The sequence below is a fragment of the Enterobacter sp. 50588862 genome, assembly GCF_001462935.1.
In the GTDB taxonomy this organism is placed as follows: domain Bacteria; phylum Pseudomonadota; class Gammaproteobacteria; order Enterobacterales; family Enterobacteriaceae; genus Enterobacter; species Enterobacter bugandensis.
The window spans coordinates 580,626-597,715 of sequence record NZ_LNHM01000028.1 but is presented as its reverse complement, the minus strand read 5'-3'; the positions used below and the strand labels follow the sequence as shown (position 1 = coordinate 597,715).

Sequence of the window (17,090 nt, the reverse complement as noted above, 5' to 3'; positions counted from 1 at the left end):
GAGAAGCTATGAGTTCATCGTGTATAGAAGAAGTCAGCGTTCCGGACGATAACTGGTCCCGGATCGTCAGTGAACTGTTAGGTCGGGCAGGCATCACTATCAACGGATCATCCCCATCGGATCCTCAGGTTAAACATCCCGATTTTTTTAAACGCGTGTTGCGCGAGGGGTCGCTAGGCCTGGGGGAAAGCTATATGGACGGCTGGTGGGAATGCGAACGGCTGGATACTTTTTTCGCCAGCGTGCTGCGTGCTGGTCTGGAAAAACAGCTCCCCCGTAATCTTAAAGACACCCTGCGTGTCGCCTCTGCCCGTCTCTTTAACCTGCAAAGTAAAAAGCGTGCCTGGATCGTCGGCAAAGAGCATTACGATCTCGGCAACGATCTGTTCAGCCGCATGCTGGACCCCTTCATGCAATACTCCTGCGCCTACTGGAAAGAGGCGTCGACGCTTGAAGAGGCTCAGCAGGCCAAGCTGCGCCTGATTAGCGAGAAATTGCAGTTGCAGCCCGGTATGCGCGTGCTGGATATTGGCTGCGGCTGGGGCGGGCTGGCGTATTTTATGGCGAAGCACTACGGCGTCAGCGTGGTCGGCGTCACCATTTCCGCTGAACAGCAAAAAATGGCGCAGGAGCGCTGCCTGGGGCTTGATGTGGATATCCGCCTGCAGGATTACCGGGATCTGAACGAACAGTTTGACCGGGTCGTTTCCGTGGGCATGTTCGAGCACGTCGGGCCGAAAAATTACGACACCTATTTCGAGGTGGTGGACCGTAATCTGAAACCGGACGGTATTTTCCTGCTGCACACCATCGGCTCTAAGCGGACCGACAATAACGTTGACCCGTGGATCAACAAATACATCTTTCCGAATGGCTGTTTACCGTCCGTACGCCAGATTGCCAACGCCAGCGAATCCCATTTCGTGATGGAAGACTGGCATAACTTCGGCGCGGATTACGACACCACGTTAATGGCGTGGCATGCACGTTTTCAGGAAGCCTGGCCTGAAATTGCGGACAACTATTCTGAACGATTCAAGCGGATGTTTAGCTATTATCTGAATGCCTGCGCGGGGGCGTTTCGCGCGCGAGATATTCAGCTCTGGCAGGTTGTTTTTAGCCGTGGGATTGAACACGGCTTGCGGGTCGCACGCTAGAAAAATAACCCCGGCCAGCCGGGGTTATTTTTTATTCGTCTTCTACAGCTTTAATTATTGCGGCTTCTTTTGCGGCCAGCACGCGCTCAACGGTATCTACAACCGCCTGGGTTTGCGGATCGATTTCGATATTCACGCGATGCCCCAGTTTTTTCGAACCCAGCGTGGTGCGCTGCAGCGTCTCGGGAATTAAATGCACGCAAAAACGCGTCGGAGTCACTTCTCCCACCGTCAGACTAATCCCATCAATGCCAATAAACCCTTTATAGAGGATGTATTTCATTAATGACGGGTCCTGCACTTTAAACCAGATTTGACGGTTATTTTCTGATGTGACGATTTTCGCCACTTCGGCGGTGGTCATGATATGCCCGGACATCAGATGGCCGCCAATCTCGTCGCTGAACTTCGCCGCGCGCTCAACGTTGACGGTATCCCCCACCACCAGTTCACCCAGGTTGGTAATACGCAGCGTCTCTTTCATTAAATCAAAGCTAATCTGGTTGCCATTAATTTCGGTGACGGTCAGGCAGCAGCCGTTATGGGCAACCGAGGCGCCGGTTTCGATGCCGTCGAGCATATATTCCGGCAGCTCTACAACATGAGTACGAAAATTAGGTTTTTCATCAATGGACACCACTTTGGCGGTGCCCTGCACAATACCAGTAAACATGCTTACAACTCCTGTTTTTTCCGGACGGTGGTGACACCGTTTAATCCCACCACAATAACAGTTGGAAAAACAGGTTGCCAGCGGAGCGCATTTTCTGGCGATTTTTTCACTAGATAAATAGCTAAAGCCCGCTACAATAGCTGGCACCCCCCTGCATTTTCTTCTTGCTGCCCGTTTCGGCGGCTTTTTTAGTCTCTCATATAACTACAAAATAAAGGTGTTCACGTGCAGAAGTACATGAATGAAGCGCGCCAGCTATTGGCACTGGCTATACCAGTGATCGTCGCGCAGGTGGCCCAGACCGCAATGGGATTTGTGGATACGGTAATGGCGGGTGGCTACAGCGCCACCGATATGGCGGCCGTTGCCATCGGCACGTCAATCTGGCTGCCGGCCATCCTGTTCGGCCACGGTCTGCTGCTCGCCCTCACCCCGGTTATCGCTCAGCTTAATGGCTCGGGTCGTCGCGAGCGTATTGCCCATCAGGTCCGCCAGGGTTTCTGGCTGGCAGGGTTTGTCTCCGTGCTGATTATGGTCGTGCTCTGGAACGCGGGTCATATCATCCGCGCCATGCATAACATTGACCCGGCGCTGGCAGACAAAGCCGTGGGATATCTGCGCGCCCTGCTCTGGGGTGCGCCCGGCTACCTCTTTTTCCAGGTCGCCCGTAACCAGTGTGAAGGGCTGGCGAAAACCAAGCCCGGCATGGTGATGGGCTTTATCGGCCTGCTGGTGAATATTCCGGTGAACTATATCTTTATTTACGGCCATTTCGGCATGCCGGAGCTGGGCGGCGTCGGCTGTGGCGTGGCGACGGCTGCGGTTTACTGGGTAATGTTCTTCAGTATGATCGCTTATGTGAAACGCGCCCGTTCAATGCGCGATATTCGTAACGAGAACAGATTCAGCACGCCGGACTGGAGCATCATGACGCGCCTGGTGCAGCTAGGCTTGCCGATTGCGCTGGCCCTGTTCTTTGAGGTGACGCTCTTTGCCGTGGTTGCCCTGCTGGTCTCCCCGCTGGGGATTGTTAACGTGGCCGGACACCAGATCGCGCTTAACTTCAGCTCCCTGATGTTCGTCCTGCCGATGTCGCTGGCGGCGGCGGTGACGATTCGTGTCGGCTTCCGCCTGGGACAGGGCTCCACCCTGGATGCGCAAACGGCCGCGCGCACCGGACTGGGCGTCGGTGTTTGCATGGCCATCTGTACGGCGCTGTTTACGGTGGCGCTGCGCGAGCAGATCGCCCTGCTCTATAACGACAACCCGGACGTGGTGGCGCTGGCTTCGCACCTGATGCTGTTGGCTGCGGTGTATCAGATTTCTGACTCCATCCAGGTGATTGGCAGCGGCGTATTGCGCGGATATAAAGACACGCGTTCGATCTTCTTTATTACCTTTATCGCCTACTGGGTGCTGGGTCTGCCTACTGGCTACGTGTTGGCGCTGACCGATCTGGTCGTTGATCGCATGGGACCGGCCGGATTCTGGATGGGCTTTATCATCGGCCTGACGTCGGCGGCGATCATGATGATGATGCGCATGCGCTTCCTGCAGCGCCAACCGTCAACGATCATTTTGCAACGCGCTGCGCGTTAACTACGCAGTAGCCGCCACCCGGCGGCTACTTTCTCTTCACTTTGCGCGGTAATGAAGCAATCGCGTGAAATCAGAGAGAAAATTGCATTTTCCCTCTTGCCACCTCGGTGCTGTGCCGCTAATATTCGTCCCCGTTGTCACCGACAACACGTTGCGTTCATAGCTCAGTTGGTTAGAGCACCACCTTGACATGGTGGGGGTCGTTGGTTCGAGTCCAATTGAACGCACCATTCTGCGTCCGTAGCTCAGTTGGTTAGAGCACCACCTTGACATGGTGGGGGTCGGTGGTTCGAGTCCACTCGGACGCACCATTTCAGTCCTGAAATGGTGCAAATTCTCACCTGATAGCCTGAATTTTCTTAATCCCTTATTTTCTTTATTATTCTCCTGCTACGCTTTTTCTATGGAAAAAAACACAGGAAACGTGTCGATGAAGAAGATCGCGATTATCGGCTCCGGCCCCACAGGGATTTACACCTTTTATCATCTGCTTAATAACAGCACTCCGCTCTCCGTATCCGTCTTCGAACAGGCCGAGCAAGCCGGCGTGGGCATGCCCTATAACGACGACGATAATTCCCGGCTGATGCTGGCGAACATTGCGAGCATAGAAATCCCGCCCATTTTTATGACCTACCTCGACTGGCTCAAGGAACAGAGCGACGCCCATCTGGCGCGCTTTATGGTTGATAAAGCCAGCCTGCATGACCGGCAGTTCCTGCCCAGACTCCTGTTGGGAGAGTATTTTCGCGACAGCTTGCGTTCAATCGTGAAAGAGGCAAAAAAGCTGGGGTTCCAGGTTGCGGTCCATGAATCCGCGAAGGTAACGGACATCATCCCCTCGACAACCGGCGTAACGCTTTCCGTCAACGACACCACTTTGCCCGATCGGTTCGACCTGGCGGTTATCGCCACCGGCCACGTCTGGCCAGATGAGGAGGAAGCCACGCGCACGTTCTTCCCCAGCCCGTGGTCGGGATTGATGGACGCCAGCATTCCCCCTTGCCGCGTGGGCATTATGGGAACGTCGTTGAGCGGTCTGGACGCGGCTATGGCGGTGGTAATGCAGCACGGTGAGTTTCGTGACGGTAAATTCCTCCTCGACAAGGGCAGCGAAGGGTTAAACATTACGCTGATGTCCCGCACGGGCATTCTGCCGGAAGCCGATTTTTACTGTCCAATCCCTTACGAACCGCTGTCGGTATTGACCGAATTCGTGGTTGAACGCGAGATAGCCAAAGGATCGGACGGCCTGCTTGACCGCATATTTTCCCTGATGGTGAAAGAGCTCGAGCTCGCTGACCCGGCGTGGTGCGAGAAAATTTCTCTGCGTAACCAGGATGCCGACAGCCTTCGTGAGGCATGGTTTGAGGACCGTAAACGGCACGGCCCCTTTACCTGGGCGGAAGAGAACCTCAGCGAGGTTGAACGCAACAAACGCGAACGGCGCACCGTGGCCTGGCGCTATACCGTCCTTCGACTGCATGAGGTGGTTCAGGAGATTGTGCCCCACCTCAACGACGACGACAGAGAGCGCTTTAAGCAGGGCCTCGCCCGCGTGTTTATCGACAACTATGCCGCCATCCCGCCGCAGTCTATCCGCAGGCTGCTTGCGCTTCGCGAGGCCGGCATCATTAGCGTGGCGGCGCTTGGCGATGATTACACGCTCGACGCTGGCAGCGATCGGACGGTAATTACCACCAAAGAGAGCGTTTATCGTTTCGACGTGTTTATTGACGCGCGCGGGCAAAAGCCGCTCAAAACAAAGGACTTGCCTTTCCCGACGCTGCGTAAACAGCTGGCAGAGACGGGCGACGAGATACCCGACATTGGCGAGGATTACACGCTTAAAGCGCCTGAAACGGTTCGCGGGCGCATTGCTTTCGGTGCGATACCGTGGCTGATGCACGATCGTCCCTTCGTTCAGGGGCTGGCGGAGTGTGCGGAAATTGCAGAGGCGATGGCGAAGGCGGCTGAAAAACCTGCCTCGGGGAGACGGCGTCGGTTACCGTACGTGGAGAACTGACAGGGCTTCCATGCCCTGCTATCGGTAATTACTCGAAGAAGACCTCTGGGTTTTCCGACAGCGATACGAACGTTTTGGTGTTCTTATCCAGGGCGAGGATTTTGCCGCTTTCAATGTCATACACCCAACCGTGCAGACGAAGCGAATTATTACGCAGGCCCACCGCGACGGACGGATGGGTCTTGATGTTGCTCAGTTGCGCAAACACGTTCTCCTGCACCATCGCATTCACTTTATCGATCGGCTTGTCCCAGCTTTTCTTCTCTACCACGGCTTTCGCCGCGTCGGAATAGCGCAGCCAGTGCGATACGGCTGGCATTGGCTCCAGGTTGGCGTTATCGGCAATCGCCTTCATCGCGCCGCAGTTGGAGTGGCCGCAGATCACGATATCCGTCACGCCCAGCGCCACCACCGCGTACTCGATAGTTGCAGATACGCCGCCCGGCTCCGGCCCGAAAGGCGGGACAATGTTGCCAGCATTACGAATGACAAAAAGCTGTCCCGGCTCTTGCTGGGTGACCAGTTCAGGAACCAGACGGCTGTCGGAGCAGGAGATGAACAGCGCTTTGGGATTCTGGCTGGACGCTAAACTGCGAAAGAGCTCTTTACGTTGCGGGAAAATCTCTTTTTGAAAGCTGAGAAAACCTTCAATGATATGTTGCATAGCAATTTCTCTTTTATCTGTTTTCGTTTCGGTATGATCGCGATCACACTCGTAAAGTTTACCCACCGTACTTTACCTGAGACAAGCAATATATTTCTGGCCCGACCGCTGCACGATGTCGTCCGCGTTCGCCGGGATGTTTTGCCCTTCGAACGCGCCGTAAAGACGAGCGAACGATTTTCCCGCCAGGCGCCGGGTAACGACCTCAACCGTACGGGCAGGCAGCGGGAGCATATTCGGGTAGCTCCACATAAACGACACCGCATCTTTCCCCGGGGTGACCTGCAAAATATCCCCCGCCAGCAAAACGCCCTCGCCCTCCTGCCAGTGCAGCACCGTTCCGCCCGCAAAATGGCCGCCGAGACGTAGCAACGTGACGGACGGCCAAATCTCCAGCGCCTCCCCCTCCCAGAAATGAATCGCCGGGCTGTTGCGCATCACCCATTCGCGGTCGCTGGCGTGCAGGTAGACCGGCGCATTGAAAGCCGCGGCCCACTCCTGCATCGTGGTGTAATAGTGCGGATGCGATATCGCAATGGCGTGAAGGCCACCGAGCGCGGTGATGAGCGTTTGGGTTGCGGGATCAAGGTTGGCAATGCAGTCCCAAAGAATATTGCCGTGCGGGGTGCGCAGAAGCAGCGCCCTCTGGTTAATCGCAAAAGCGGGAACCGTTTTGATACTGAACAGCGCGGGCTCCAGCTGCTGCCATTTATTCACGTGCGTGGCCGTCACCGTCGCGTAATCAATCCACGCCTGACCGCTGACCGGGACATACTGGCGTTCATCCTCGCAAATCGGACATCTCTCCGGCTTTCCATCATAGGAGGTACCGCAGGTTTTACAGAGTGTAATCATGAGCGCTCCTCGGTGATAAAGCACTGAGTATGGCAGGGATTATCCTTATGTGCTGCGAGGTACATTGCCGACGTTTTTTACCCTATACTGTGCCAGTATCAAAAACCGAACAGAGCAGGTGCAACATGGAAATTGATCTCGATAACTTAGTTTTTAACGGTCTGGATGAAGCGGAAGAGCGTAACGCGGAACGTCTGGACGACGCGGATAAAAAAGCGCAGGCGATTGTTGCCGACGACGACTGCGGTGATGCCTGCAAGATTTGATAAAAAAAGCACCGGTAAACCGGTGCTTTTTTATTTTACTTTTTCAGCCAGTCAATGGCCGCCGCACGGTGCGCTTCCACGGTTCTCGGGGAAAGATTCAGGCGTGCAGCCACCTCTTTATTACTGCACCCTTCCAGCAGTACCCCAGGGTAACCAGAATGCCCTTCTCATTTTTCAGGCTGTCGACATTACCAGTTAACGTTGATGAGAACAAAAAAACGCGGGCGTAATCAGATCTCCGGCGTTTTGCTAAAGCCGGTCAGCATCAGGATCAGGCTTTGCGGGGAAGACGCCGTCTCAAACTGGTAGTGATTCCCCTGACGATCGCCGCCGATGTACCACGAAATCTCGGTTTTCCCTTCTGCCAGCGCCTTGCGCACCGCCTTATCCACGTCCACCATCCGGTATTCGCGGGAGTGGTTAAGGTAAAGCACCGCATCCGAGCGGTAGTTACAGGCTGGCCGCGACTGCCAGCTCACGCTGGCCGGATCCCAGTCGTTGCTTGCCGGATAGAAGAAAATTTGATCCGCGCCGTTGGTTTCCACTTTCCCGCCATAAATCCGCACGCGGTATTTAAACTGCGAAGGATCCTGTCCGGCAGGCAGCGGGGGAATGTGAAACTTCACCAGCGACAGCGTTTCGCTGTTTTTGGTGCGCCCGCCGTTCTGCCAGTTATCCTGCACCAGCAGGACCTGGGGCTCTGGCTGGGTAAGCGCGGGCTCCAGGCTGCTGAGCCAGACGTTGGCCTTCGCTTTTGAATAACCATACGGAACGGTGGTGCCGCAGTCCAGACCGCGGTTCATGCACAGGTCGGTCATAAAGCGCGCGGCGTCTTCCGTCCAGCCGTTCATAAAATCAGCATGCGCCGTATACAGGCTCCCCCACCGCTCTTCACGCTCGTTGCCGTGCATGATGGGATCGAGAGAAAGCTGCGCTTTACTGGTATCGAGCGAGCTAATCGTCGGGAGCACGTACGCAATGTTCATGTTCACGGTGGGAATTTTCACCGGGAAGTCGGACGGGCACTGCCCTTTGGTGTCGTAGGTGGCATTGGCAAGACCGTGAGCGGGCTTAAGATTTACCCCGTCCCAGCAGTTCGGAAACTGAATGCCAATATTAAACTGCACGGCATCGTTCGCCTTGCGTAAGCCGCAGACCTCACCCGTTTTGGTGGTGTAGCCCTTGCCGTTAGCGCACAGGAAGGTGATATGTGGATTCGGCGCAGTGCCGTGATGATCGCCCGCCAGCAGCGACAGCCCCGCCGGGAACGGGTGCAGCGGCCAGGCGTCGACGTTCGATGCCTGATAATAGGTTTTTTGATAGGCGGGTTTGACCACCGTTCCGTCAGGCAATTTCAGAGAGGGTGCCCAGTAGGCCGAGCTGTCTGCTTTGTTATCGCAGGTGGTCTTTTCATCTTTACGCAGAGATTCACGGCTGGAGAAGGCATCCGTTTGCACGTTGCCAAAAAAATCGTGCAGCATGGCCTCGTTGGGCATGCCGTGCATCATAATGGCATCGTCGCCGAGCGTGTGGGAGTAACCGCAGACGACGTGCGCCTGTGGCGCAGCGTGCGCCGCCTGCATGGCAATCAGTAGTGCGGTGGCAGAAAGTGCCGGGGTTAATACTGTCCGTTTCATTATCATCTCCTTCTGAGAAAGGAGATATTGGTATCAAAACGGCCAGGGTTTACCGAGGATTTGCCCGCGTATTTTTCCGTTCATCCCTGCTTTACAGGCATCACGCACAGCTCATTCCAGTACGTTTCGCGCGTGCGGCGAAGTTCAGCGTGACGTTTTATCATGGAACCACTCCGGGTCGATGTTAGCGACGTCCACGCCATACAGGCTGGCAACAGGCAGTATTGACTCCAGAACACGCTGCGCGCTGTTCTCCGCATTCGCTGGCCGGGTCGCAAAAAACCGCCGTAGCGTGCCGATCCATTTTTTCATTGCCTTTACCCCTCTCGCTTCACCAGCCTTGAGTTAAGCACGCGTTTCCTGGCCACGGAAATATCAATTCCGGCAGTCGATGTGCAGGACGTGCAAATAGCTCCTTACATTTACCTGCCGGTAACACACTGTTCACTAATGCTTTTTTGTATAGAGCAAAGAACATTTTCTTATTTGGCGATAGCTTTTGCTTATGGGAGCGTAACGGTGCAAAACAAAAACAACGGGACGAACGATGACTATGGCAGCAAAGATGAAAAGGTTTAAAAAAGGGACGGCAGTTCTGGGATTACTGGCCGCCGGGAGCCTGTTTTCAGCGCAGGCGCTGGCCGATCGGCTGGAAGATATTAAGGCCGCGGGGGTGGTGAAAGTCGCCACGTTTGACGCCAACCCACCGTTTGGCTCAATTGATGCAAAAACGCACGAGATCGTGGGTTACGACGTGGACTTTGCTAAAGCACTGGCAAAATCACTCGGCGTGAAGCTTGAACTGGTTGCCACCAATCCGGCCAACCGCATTCCGCTGCTTCAGTCCGGTAAAGCAGACCTGATCGTAGCGGATATCACCATCACCCCGGAACGCGCGCAGGTGATTGATTTCTCCACCCCCTATTTCGTGACCGGACAACAGTTCCTGGTTCCCGCCAAATCGCCCGATAAGCTGGATGAATACAGCCGGGCGCGCATTGGCGCGGTCAAAGGCACCACGGGTGAACAGGCGCTCCACCAGCGTTTCCCGCAGTCCCGCGTGCTGGCTTATGACGACATTCCTCTGGCGCTGACGGCGCTGCGTAACGGCAACGTGCAGGCCATTACCCAGGACAGCACAATTCTTGCAGGCCTGCTGGCACAGGCCCCGGATAAAGCGAACTTCAAAATCCTGCCCGATCTGCTCAGTAAAGAAGAAATTGGCGTCGGGGTGAAGAAAGGTGAAACAGCGCTGCTGAAAGCCGTCAACGATGAGCTGGTTAATCTCGAGAAGAACGGTCAGGCGGCAAAAATCTATGACGTCTGGTTTGGCCCAAACACGCCCGCTCCACAGCCTCGCGCCTTTAAAATAGAAGCCAGGTAATTATGCTCTCAGGTTTATTTTCCCACTCCGCGGCCGGTGCCGCGGATTTTTCACATCTGGAACAGGCCAGCGTTGAGTTTCGCCACGTGGACAAACGCTACGGCGACCATCAGGTTTTACGCGACATTAACCTCACCATCACGCCCGGTGAAGTGGTTGCTATTCTCGGCCCTTCCGGTTCGGGTAAATCAACGCTGATCCGTCTTATCAATCAGCTTGAAACCCTGAGCGGCGGGGAAATCCTGGTCGACAGCAAGCCGACCGGGCAGCTTTCCGGCAGCAGGCTGCGTCAGCTGCGCAGCCGCGTTGGATTTGTGTTTCAGCAGTTCAATCTGTATGCCCACCTCACCGCCAGCCAGAACATCACCCTGGCGCTGGAGCATGTGCACGGCTGGAAGCCACAGCCAGCTCAGGAGCGCGCGCTGGCGCTGCTGGAGAAGGTCGGAATGCAGGAAAAGGCTCACCACCTCCCCGCTGAGCTTTCCGGCGGCCAGCAGCAGCGCGTGGCGATTGCCCGCGCCCTGGCCTCGTCGCCGCAGATCATCCTCTTCGACGAGCCGACGTCGGCGCTCGATCCGGAGATGATTGGCGAAGTGTTATTCGTCATGAAAGCCCTTGCCCATAGCGGGATCACCATGATTGTCGTGACTCATGAGATGCAGTTCGCCCGGGAAATTGCCGACCGGATTGTCTTTATCGACGGCGGGCAGATTCTTGAAACCGCGCCGCCGGGGCAATTTTTCAGTCAACCGTCGCATCCCCGGGCGCAGCGTTTCCTGCAAAAAGTGCTGAACCCGCTGCACCAGGAGCACCTCTGATGCCCGCCCTCGACTGGCAGGGCGTGCTGGCCGGACAGCCTCTGCAGTGGATACTCTCCGGATTTCTCACCACCCTGTGGGTGACGCTGGCGGGGGGCCTGATCGCCAGCCTGCTTGCACCGACCTTTTTGCTCCTGCGTCTTTCCGGTGGACGCATCGGGAATGCGGTCGTCAGCGGCTGGGTATCGCTGTTTCGCAATACGCCGCTGTTGGTGCAGCTGCTGTTCTGGTATTTCGCCGCCTGGAACGGGTTACCGCAGGGCTTTCGAGACGCGGTGAATGCGGATCACAGCTGGTCAATTCTGCCCGGCGACGTCTGGTGGTTTACCCCTGAGTTTTTATGTTCTGCCTGGGGGTTGGGCGTTTTTACCTCGGCGTTTTTAATTGAGGAAGCGGCATCGGGACTGCGTTCTGTTCCTGCCGGACAGCATGAAGCGGCGCTGGCGCAAGGGTTCTCCTCGTGGCGTTTATTTCGCTACATCCTTCTGCCGCAGGGGCTCGCCAACGCCTGGCAGCCCGTTGTCGGCCAGTACCTCAACTTGATGAAGCTCTCCTCGCTCGCCAGCGGGATTGGCTTCGCTGAGCTAACCTACCAGGTCCGGCAGATTGAAAGTTACAACGCCCACGCCATGGAGGCGTTTATCGTCGGTACGGTGCTCTATTTGCTTACCGGCATTGTCATGGGGATGGTGCTGGTGCGCGTCGGTCCGCATTCAGGGAGGAAAAAAGATGATGGCAGGATTTAACGTTATTGTCGAAAACCTGGATTATCTGCTGTGGGGACGAACGGCAGCGGGTGAACCCGGCGGCGTACTGCTTTCGCTGCTGATGGCCGCAGGGGCCGCCCTGCTTGCGCTTCCCGGCGGCGTGGCGCTGGCGTGCCTCGCCTGGCGCTATCCTGGGCTGGTGCGCAGGGGGCTTTTTCTGTGGGCGGAGTTGATTCGCGGTATTCCCCTGATTTTTGTGATTTTCTGGATGTGGTACCTGTTGCCGCTGATCACCGGCGGGGATCTGCCGGGGGCGCTGACCGTGACGCTGGCGCTGGCCTGGTTTACGGCGGCATCGGTGATGCATTCGGTTTTTGCCGGGCTCAGGGCGCTCCCTGCGGGTCAAAACGAGGCCGCGCTGTCTCAGGGGTTCAGCACACAGCAAACCCTGTGGCGCGTGCTGCTGCCGCAGACGCTGAGAAATATTTTGCCATCGCTGGTGGGAATTTTTATCAGCCTGCTGAAGGATACGTCGCTGGCATTCATCGTCAACGTCCCGGAGCTAACAACGGTGGCGGGACAGGTCAACAACCGGGTGCAAATCTACCCGGCGGCCATCTTTATCTTTACGGGTGCGGTCTATTACCTGCTCTGCTGCTCGCTTGAACAGGTCGCGAAACGCTGGCGCGTTAGCCGGCCAGCGCCTTAACCACCGTTTCCATCGCTTCGGTTGTCAGTGCGCTGCGCTTGATGCGCTGGTTCGCCAGCGCCGTGCGCAGCACGCCCGCAATGACAATATGCTTCGGCTCCTGCCCTAAATCACGCATCTCCAGCACCACCTTTCCGACCACCCGGCACATCTCCTGGTACAGCGCTTCATCTTTGGTCACGTTACCCATCGTCATCACTCCATTGCCTGTTAAACGTTGAGCTTAAATGATTCTCCCGCCGGATACAAAAAAGAAGCCCGGCGAGGATCTCGCCGGGCTTCATCTGGAAAATCAAATAATTAGTTGTTCACGGGAATGACCGCGCCTTTGTATTTGGTGCGGATCCAGTCTTGAATCTCTTTGGAGTGCAGCACGTTCACCAGCGCGACGATGTCTTTCTTTTTCTCGTCGCCGCGATGCACGGTAATGATGTTGGCGTACGGGTTGTTTTCACCGCTCTCGACCGCAATCGGGTCGTGAACCGGATCCAGACCGGCGTCTATCGCATAGTTGGCGTTAATCACCACCGCGTCGCCTTCGTCGTTGTTGTACATCTGCGGCAGCAGGGACGCTTCCACGTTCGGCGTGAACTTCAGTTTTTTCGGGTTCTCAACGATATCGCTGATGCGCGCCGTCACTTTGTCGATGCCCGGCTTCAGCTTGATCACGCCCTCTTTTTCGAAGATGGAGAGAATACGGCCTTCCTCGGAAACCGCATCACGCATGATGATCTTGCCGCCTTCCGGCAGGTCCTTCAGGGATTTGTATTTTTTTGAGTAGATGCCGATTGGCTCAATGTGGATCGCGCCCGCACTGACAAAATCGTAGTCTTTATCGCCCGCATGATCTTTCAGCACGCTGTTCAGGTAAGGAATGTGCTGGAAATAGTTCGCGTCGATGTCATGACCCGCGAGCGCAGTGTTCGGCAGAATGTAGTCCTGGAACGGTTTAATCTCCAGGTCGATACCCTGCTTCGCCAGAATCGGCTTGGCCTGCTCCAGAATTTCGGCGTGCGGCGTGTTGGATGCGCCCACGGTCAGGGTGTCGGCCCATGAGGCGAAGCTCAGGGCGCTCAGGGTTGCGGCGGCGATCAGTGTCAGTGTCTTTTTCATGATGTGGTTCCTGTGTGTATTTATTAGCGTTTATCTAACAGTGAAGTAATGACATCGCCGCAGAACTGGATAATGAAAACGATGATTAAAATGGTCACCGTTGCCACCAGCGTGACGTCACCATGGTTGCGCTGGAATCCTTCCAGATAAGCCAGATTTCCCAAACCACCGGCGCCAATCACCCCCGCCATGGCGCTGTAGCTCACCAGCGCAATCAGCGTCACCGTAATACCTGATACCAGTGCAGGTGATGATTCCGGCAGTAAAACCCGAAACACAAGCGTGCTCAGTCGTGCGCCCATCGAGCGCGTTGCTTCAATGACCCCTTTGTCCACTTCGCGCAGGGCGATCTCCACCAGACGCGCGTAGAACGGCGCGGCGCCGACAATCAGGGCCGGAAGCGCCGCGTTAGCGCCAAGGATGGTGCCGACGACGGTCTTGGTGAAAGGGATCAGCAGGACAATCAAAATGATGAACGGAATAGATCGGAACACGTTCACCACAATCGAAATGACGCTGTAGACCGTGCGGTTGTGGAACAAGCCACCGCGCGCGGTTAAAAACAGCGCCAGGCCCAGCACGATGCCCAGAACAAAGGTCGCCACGCCGGACAGCGCGGTCATGTACAGCGTCTCCAGCGTTGCAGCCCAGAGCTGATCCCACTTGAGATGCGGAAAGAGATTCTCAGACATGTTTAATTACCTCGCCTTCAATATCGCTGTGCTGCAGGTCGGCGAGGATATTGTTCAGTTGTTCATCGGATGCCGCCACGTGGACCCAGAGCTGCCCGAAAACACCGTGGGCGGTCTGGGTCATTTTTCCGTGCAGGATGTTAAACGGCAGGCCGTAGCGCAGGGTGAGTTCCCCGACAATCGGCTTGTGTGTGCTGTGTCCGGTAAAGGTCAGCCTGATCACCGTGCCTTCCAGATCGTTTGCCAGTTCAGTATTGAAGGTCTCTTCCTCGGCGTACTGGCTCACCTGGCGGACAAACTGCTGCGTAATCGGCTGCTGTGGATGGGTAAAGACGCTCAGCACGTCGCCCTCTTCCACCACTTTGCCGTTCTCCATCACCGCCACGCGGTCGCAGATTTTGCGCACCACATGCATCTCGTGCGTGATCAACACGATGGTGAGTTTGAAGCGGCGGTTAATGTCCAGCAGCAGATCGAGGATCTGATCGGTGGTCTGCGGGTCGAGCGCAGACGTAGCCTCATCGCAGAGCAGCACGTCGGGGTCGTTGGCCAGCGCACGCGCAATCCCCACGCGCTGCTTTTGCCCGCCGCTCAGCTGCGACGGGTACGCATTTTCGCGTCCCTTCAGGCCAACCAGCTCCACCAGTTCGGCGACGCGCGCCTTAATCTTCGCTTTTGGCACACCGGCAATTTGCATAGAGAAAGCAATGTTCTCACTCACCGTGCGCGACCACAGCAGGTTGAAGTGCTGAAACACCATGCTGATCTTCAGACGCGCCTGGCGCAGTGCTTCACCTTTTGCGGCGGAGATATCCTGCCCGTTGATGGTGACGCTCCCGGCGCTGGGTTTCTCCAGACCGTTCAGCAGCCGAATCAGCGTGCTTTTCCCGGCGCCGCTGTAACCGATAATGCCGTAAATCTGTCCCTGCTCTATCGTCAAATTGACGTTATCAACGGCGGTCAGCGCGACCTTTCCGTTGTCAAAAACCTTCGAAATATTGCTCAGTACAATCATTCTTATTCGTTATCCGTGCCGCCCTCGGCGGTTTAGCAGTATGGATGTCCAAAAGATAGTAAACAGGCGTTATCAGCTTTTAAATGAACAAAAAAGAATGTGTTATAACTTTCGGAAATAAACAGCGGATTTACCGGGTGCGAAGCATTTAGACCAATTTCAGCAATGATTATCTGCCGGATGCATATCTGCTGGCGGACGCGCGCAAAAAACGGTCATTTTTGCAGCATTTTATCCCGATATAGCCATCCCCACATCCAGACAACTTTACGTCTTGCTGTCCTGCCATCCAGAAATGGCATTTATATTCCTTTCCGTTCTAAACGGCAGTGAATGGTTCTTTATTGAGAAAATTTCACAGCCCTATCATCCCGTCATGACATACCGAAAGGAAAACATCATGACGATTTACCACTCCGTCACCGAACTGATTGGCCGCACGCCGCTGATCCAGTTGCATAAGCTTGATACCGGTCCCTGCTCGCTGTTTCTGAAGCTGGAGAACCAGAACCCCGGCGGCTCGATTAAAGACCGCGTTGCGCTGTCGATGATTAACGAAGCGGAACGTACCGGCCAGCTGCAGCCGGGCGGCACGATTATTGAGGCCACGGCGGGCAATACCGGCCTCGGCCTGGCGCTGATCGCCGCCCAGAAAGGTTACTCGCTGATCCTCGTAGTGCCCGACAAAATGAGCCGCGAAAAGATTTTCCACCTGCGCGCGCTGGGTGCCCAGGTGGTGCTGACCCGCTCCGACGTCAACAAGGGCCATCCCGCCTATTACCAGGATTACGCCCGGCGTCTGGCTAACGAGCTGCCGGGCGCGTTTTACATCGACCAGTTCAATAACGAAGCCAACCCGCTGGCGCACCGCACCACCACGGCACCGGAGCTGTACGAGCAGCTTGACGGCAGAATTGACGCCATCGTGGTCGGCGTCGGCTCAGGTGGTACGCTCGGTGGCCTGCAGGCGTGGTTCGCCGAGCACTCTCCGCACACGGAGTTTGTCCTGGCTGACCCCGCCGGGTCGGTGCTGGCTGACCAGGTGGAAACCGGACGCTACCACGACGCGGGCTCCTGGCTGGTCGAAGGCATTGGCGAAGACTTTATTCCCCCGCTGGCCCACATTGAAGGGGTGAATCGCGCCTGGCGCATCACCGACCGCGAAGCCTTCGCCACCGCGCGCGAGCTGCTGAAGACGGAAGGCATTCTGGCGGGCTCCTCCAGCGGCACGCTGCTGGCGGCGGCGCTGAAGTATTGCCAGGCGCAGACCACGCCGAAGCGCGTGGTGACCTTCGCCTGCGACAGCGGCAATAAGTATCTCTCGAAGATGTTTAACGACGACTGGATGCGCCAGCAGGGGCTTATCACGCGCCCTCAGGCGGGGGATCTCTCTGACTACATTGCCCTGCGCCATGATGAAGGCGCTACCGTCACCGCCGCGCCGGACGATACGCTTTCCACCGTGCTGGCACGCATGCGCCTGTATGACATCTCTCAGCTGCCGGTCCTGGAGAACGGCAAGGTGGTGGGCATTATCGACGAGTGGGATCTGCTGCGGCATATCGGCGGCAACGGCGACCGCTTTGCCCTGCCGGTCACGGCGGCCATGACCCGTCAGGTGGAATTTCTCGATAAACGTGCCCCGGAGAGCGCCCTGCACGCCATCTTCGACCGCGGTCTGGTGGCCGTGATTAACGACAATGACCATTTTCTCGGCCTGATTACGCGCAGCGACGTCCTGACCGCATGGCGCAATCGTCTACAGCAATAAAGGA

Annotated in this window: 19 protein-coding genes and 2 tRNA genes; 11 read left to right on the top strand and 10 right to left on the bottom strand. The window is 56.3% G+C overall.

What is annotated here, in order from left to right; all coding sequences use genetic code 11:
- Window positions 1-8 precede the first annotated feature (8 nt).
- A complete protein-coding gene (gene cfa / locus APT89_RS15780) occupies window positions 9-1,157 on the top strand; it encodes a cyclopropane fatty acyl phospholipid synthase (RefSeq protein WP_028012888.1) in 1,149 nt (382 codons plus the stop codon).
- Window positions 1,158-1,188: 31 nt separating this feature from the next.
- Here cfa and APT89_RS15775 read toward each other — a convergent pair whose 3' ends face one another.
- Window positions 1,189-1,830, bottom strand: a complete 642-nt coding sequence (locus APT89_RS15775) for a riboflavin synthase (RefSeq protein ID WP_047365391.1) — start codon at window positions 1,828-1,830, stop codon at window positions 1,189-1,191.
- Between the two features lie 225 nt (window positions 1,831-2,055).
- Here APT89_RS15775 and mdtK point away from each other — a divergent pair, with 225 nt between their 5' ends.
- The 4 genes from mdtK to APT89_RS15755 all read left to right on the top strand — a co-directional run bounded on the left by mdtK (window position 2,056) and on the right by APT89_RS15755 (window position 5,455).
- The gene (mdtK, locus tag APT89_RS15770) at window positions 2,056-3,429 is read left to right on the top strand and encodes an MdtK family multidrug efflux MATE transporter (protein ID WP_047365392.1); all 1,374 of its coding nucleotides are present in this window, start codon (window positions 2,056-2,058) and stop codon (window positions 3,427-3,429) included.
- A 153-nt stretch (window positions 3,430-3,582) separates the two neighbouring features.
- Window positions 3,583-3,659: transfer RNA gene (locus tag APT89_RS15765), tRNA-Val, on the top strand.
- Window positions 3,660-3,663: 4 nt separating this feature from the next.
- Window positions 3,664-3,740: transfer RNA gene (locus APT89_RS15760), tRNA-Val, on the top strand.
- A gap of 119 nt (window positions 3,741-3,859) precedes the next feature.
- On the top strand, window positions 3,860-5,455 hold the full coding sequence (locus tag APT89_RS15755; protein ID WP_060572912.1) for an FAD-NAD(P)-binding protein: 1,596 nt from the start codon (window positions 3,860-3,862) through the stop codon (window positions 5,453-5,455).
- A gap of 28 nt (window positions 5,456-5,483) precedes the next feature.
- Here APT89_RS15755 and APT89_RS15750 read toward each other — a convergent pair whose 3' ends face one another.
- Both APT89_RS15750 and APT89_RS15745 read right to left on the bottom strand, forming a co-directional pair.
- Entirely contained in the window at window positions 5,484-6,119 is a 636-nt protein-coding gene (locus tag APT89_RS15750; RefSeq protein WP_028012884.1) for a carbonic anhydrase, read from the bottom strand.
- A gap of 72 nt (window positions 6,120-6,191) precedes the next feature.
- On the bottom strand, window positions 6,192-6,974 hold the full coding sequence (locus tag APT89_RS15745; protein WP_060572911.1) for a hypothetical protein: 783 nt from the start codon (window positions 6,972-6,974) through the stop codon (window positions 6,192-6,194).
- Between the two features lie 125 nt (window positions 6,975-7,099).
- Here APT89_RS15745 and APT89_RS24180 point away from each other — a divergent pair, with 125 nt between their 5' ends.
- Window positions 7,100-7,240, top strand: a complete 141-nt coding sequence (locus APT89_RS24180; RefSeq protein WP_003857665.1) for a hypothetical protein — start codon at window positions 7,100-7,102, stop codon at window positions 7,238-7,240.
- A gap of 35 nt (window positions 7,241-7,275) precedes the next feature.
- Here APT89_RS24180 and APT89_RS23565 read toward each other — a convergent pair whose 3' ends face one another.
- The 3 genes from APT89_RS23565 to APT89_RS24465 all read right to left on the bottom strand — a co-directional run bounded on the left by APT89_RS23565 (window position 7,276) and on the right by APT89_RS24465 (window position 9,189).
- Window positions 7,276-7,377 (bottom strand): LuxR C-terminal-related transcriptional regulator, encoded by a 102-nt coding sequence (locus APT89_RS23565; RefSeq protein WP_374208898.1) that lies wholly within the window; start codon window positions 7,375-7,377, stop codon window positions 7,276-7,278.
- Window positions 7,378-7,470: 93 nt separating this feature from the next.
- On the bottom strand, window positions 7,471-8,877 hold the full coding sequence (locus APT89_RS15735; protein ID WP_045630173.1) for a DUF1996 domain-containing protein: 1,407 nt from the start codon (window positions 8,875-8,877) through the stop codon (window positions 7,471-7,473).
- Window positions 8,878-9,021: 144 nt separating this feature from the next.
- Window positions 9,022-9,189, bottom strand: coding sequence for a hypothetical protein (locus APT89_RS24465; protein WP_032644868.1), 168 nt, complete (start codon window positions 9,187-9,189; stop codon window positions 9,022-9,024).
- Window positions 9,190-9,430: 241 nt separating this feature from the next.
- Between APT89_RS24465 and APT89_RS15725 the strand changes: the two genes are divergently transcribed.
- Genes APT89_RS15725 through APT89_RS15710 form a run of 4 tightly spaced genes read left to right on the top strand, consistent with a single transcriptional unit; the run spans window position 9,431 to window position 12,495 of the window.
- Window positions 9,431-10,261: an ABC transporter substrate-binding protein gene (locus APT89_RS15725; protein WP_071993779.1), complete on the top strand. Its 831-nt coding sequence runs from the start codon at window positions 9,431-9,433 to the stop codon at window positions 10,259-10,261.
- Between the two features lie 2 nt (window positions 10,262-10,263).
- Window positions 10,264-11,079, top strand: coding sequence for an amino acid ABC transporter ATP-binding protein (locus APT89_RS15720; RefSeq protein ID WP_045261541.1), 816 nt, complete (start codon window positions 10,264-10,266; stop codon window positions 11,077-11,079).
- Complete coding sequence (locus tag APT89_RS15715; RefSeq protein WP_045630170.1) at window positions 11,079-11,825, top strand: amino acid ABC transporter permease; 747 nt, start codon at window positions 11,079-11,081, stop codon at window positions 11,823-11,825. Before APT89_RS15720 ends, APT89_RS15715 begins: the two co-directional genes overlap by 1 nt.
- Complete coding sequence (locus APT89_RS15710) at window positions 11,809-12,495, top strand: amino acid ABC transporter permease (RefSeq protein ID WP_045630169.1); 687 nt, start codon at window positions 11,809-11,811, stop codon at window positions 12,493-12,495. Before APT89_RS15715 ends, APT89_RS15710 begins: the two co-directional genes overlap by 17 nt.
- Here APT89_RS15710 and fumD read toward each other — a convergent pair.
- The 4 genes from fumD to APT89_RS15690 all read right to left on the bottom strand — a co-directional run bounded on the left by fumD (window position 12,476) and on the right by APT89_RS15690 (window position 15,315).
- Window positions 12,476-12,685: a fumarate hydratase FumD gene (gene fumD, locus APT89_RS15705; protein ID WP_028012876.1), complete on the bottom strand. Its 210-nt coding sequence runs from the start codon at window positions 12,683-12,685 to the stop codon at window positions 12,476-12,478. The two genes, APT89_RS15710 and fumD, sit on opposite strands and share 20 nt — an antisense overlap.
- A gap of 110 nt (window positions 12,686-12,795) precedes the next feature.
- Entirely contained in the window at window positions 12,796-13,608 is an 813-nt protein-coding gene (locus APT89_RS15700) for a MetQ/NlpA family ABC transporter substrate-binding protein (protein ID WP_028012875.1), read from the bottom strand.
- A gap of 23 nt (window positions 13,609-13,631) precedes the next feature.
- On the bottom strand, window positions 13,632-14,300 hold the full coding sequence (locus APT89_RS15695; RefSeq protein ID WP_028012874.1) for a methionine ABC transporter permease: 669 nt from the start codon (window positions 14,298-14,300) through the stop codon (window positions 13,632-13,634).
- Window positions 14,293-15,315 (bottom strand): methionine ABC transporter ATP-binding protein, encoded by a 1,023-nt coding sequence (locus tag APT89_RS15690; protein ID WP_060572909.1) that lies wholly within the window; start codon window positions 15,313-15,315, stop codon window positions 14,293-14,295. The genes APT89_RS15695 and APT89_RS15690 overlap by 8 nt, the downstream gene beginning before the upstream one ends.
- A gap of 400 nt (window positions 15,316-15,715) precedes the next feature.
- On the opposite strand from APT89_RS15690, the gene APT89_RS15685 reads away from it, so the two are divergent.
- Window positions 15,716-17,086, top strand: coding sequence for a pyridoxal-phosphate dependent enzyme (locus APT89_RS15685; RefSeq protein WP_060572907.1), 1,371 nt, complete (start codon window positions 15,716-15,718; stop codon window positions 17,084-17,086).
- The last annotated feature ends 4 nt before the right edge of the window (window positions 17,087-17,090 follow it).

Bases quoted from the DNA above. Each gene is read 5' to 3' on its own strand.
- cfa (WP_028012888.1), top strand. From the start codon at position 9: ATGAGTTCATCGTGTATAGAAGAAGTCAGCGTTCCGGACGATAACTGG.
- APT89_RS15695 (WP_028012874.1), bottom strand. From the start codon at position 14,300: ATGTCTGAGAATCTCTTTCCGCATCTCAAGTGGGATCAGCTCTGGGCT.
- APT89_RS15710 (WP_045630169.1), top strand. From the start codon at position 11,809: ATGATGGCAGGATTTAACGTTATTGTCGAAAACCTGGATTATCTGCTG.
- APT89_RS15755 (WP_060572912.1), top strand. From the start codon at position 3,860: ATGAAGAAGATCGCGATTATCGGCTCCGGCCCCACAGGGATTTACACC.
- APT89_RS15685 (WP_060572907.1), top strand. From the start codon at position 15,716: ATGACGATTTACCACTCCGTCACCGAACTGATTGGCCGCACGCCGCTG.
- APT89_RS15745 (WP_060572911.1), bottom strand. From the start codon at position 6,974: ATGATTACACTCTGTAAAACCTGCGGTACCTCCTATGATGGAAAGCCG.
- APT89_RS24465 (WP_032644868.1), bottom strand. From the start codon at position 9,189: ATGAAAAAATGGATCGGCACGCTACGGCGGTTTTTTGCGACCCGGCCA.
- APT89_RS15690 (WP_060572909.1), bottom strand. From the start codon at position 15,315: ATGATTGTACTGAGCAATATTTCGAAGGTTTTTGACAACGGAAAGGTC.
- APT89_RS15750 (WP_028012884.1), bottom strand. From the start codon at position 6,119: ATGCAACATATCATTGAAGGTTTTCTCAGCTTTCAAAAAGAGATTTTC.
- APT89_RS15700 (WP_028012875.1), bottom strand. From the start codon at position 13,608: ATGAAAAAGACACTGACACTGATCGCCGCCGCAACCCTGAGCGCCCTG.
- APT89_RS15775 (WP_047365391.1), bottom strand. From the start codon at position 1,830: ATGTTTACTGGTATTGTGCAGGGCACCGCCAAAGTGGTGTCCATTGAT.
- APT89_RS15715 (WP_045630170.1), top strand. From the start codon at position 11,079: ATGCCCGCCCTCGACTGGCAGGGCGTGCTGGCCGGACAGCCTCTGCAG.
- APT89_RS15720 (WP_045261541.1), top strand. From the start codon at position 10,264: ATGCTCTCAGGTTTATTTTCCCACTCCGCGGCCGGTGCCGCGGATTTT.
- APT89_RS15725 (WP_071993779.1), top strand. From the start codon at position 9,431: ATGGCAGCAAAGATGAAAAGGTTTAAAAAAGGGACGGCAGTTCTGGGA.
- fumD (WP_028012876.1), bottom strand. From the start codon at position 12,685: ATGGGTAACGTGACCAAAGATGAAGCGCTGTACCAGGAGATGTGCCGG.
- APT89_RS24180 (WP_003857665.1), top strand. From the start codon at position 7,100: ATGGAAATTGATCTCGATAACTTAGTTTTTAACGGTCTGGATGAAGCG.
- APT89_RS15735 (WP_045630173.1), bottom strand. From the start codon at position 8,877: ATGAAACGGACAGTATTAACCCCGGCACTTTCTGCCACCGCACTACTG.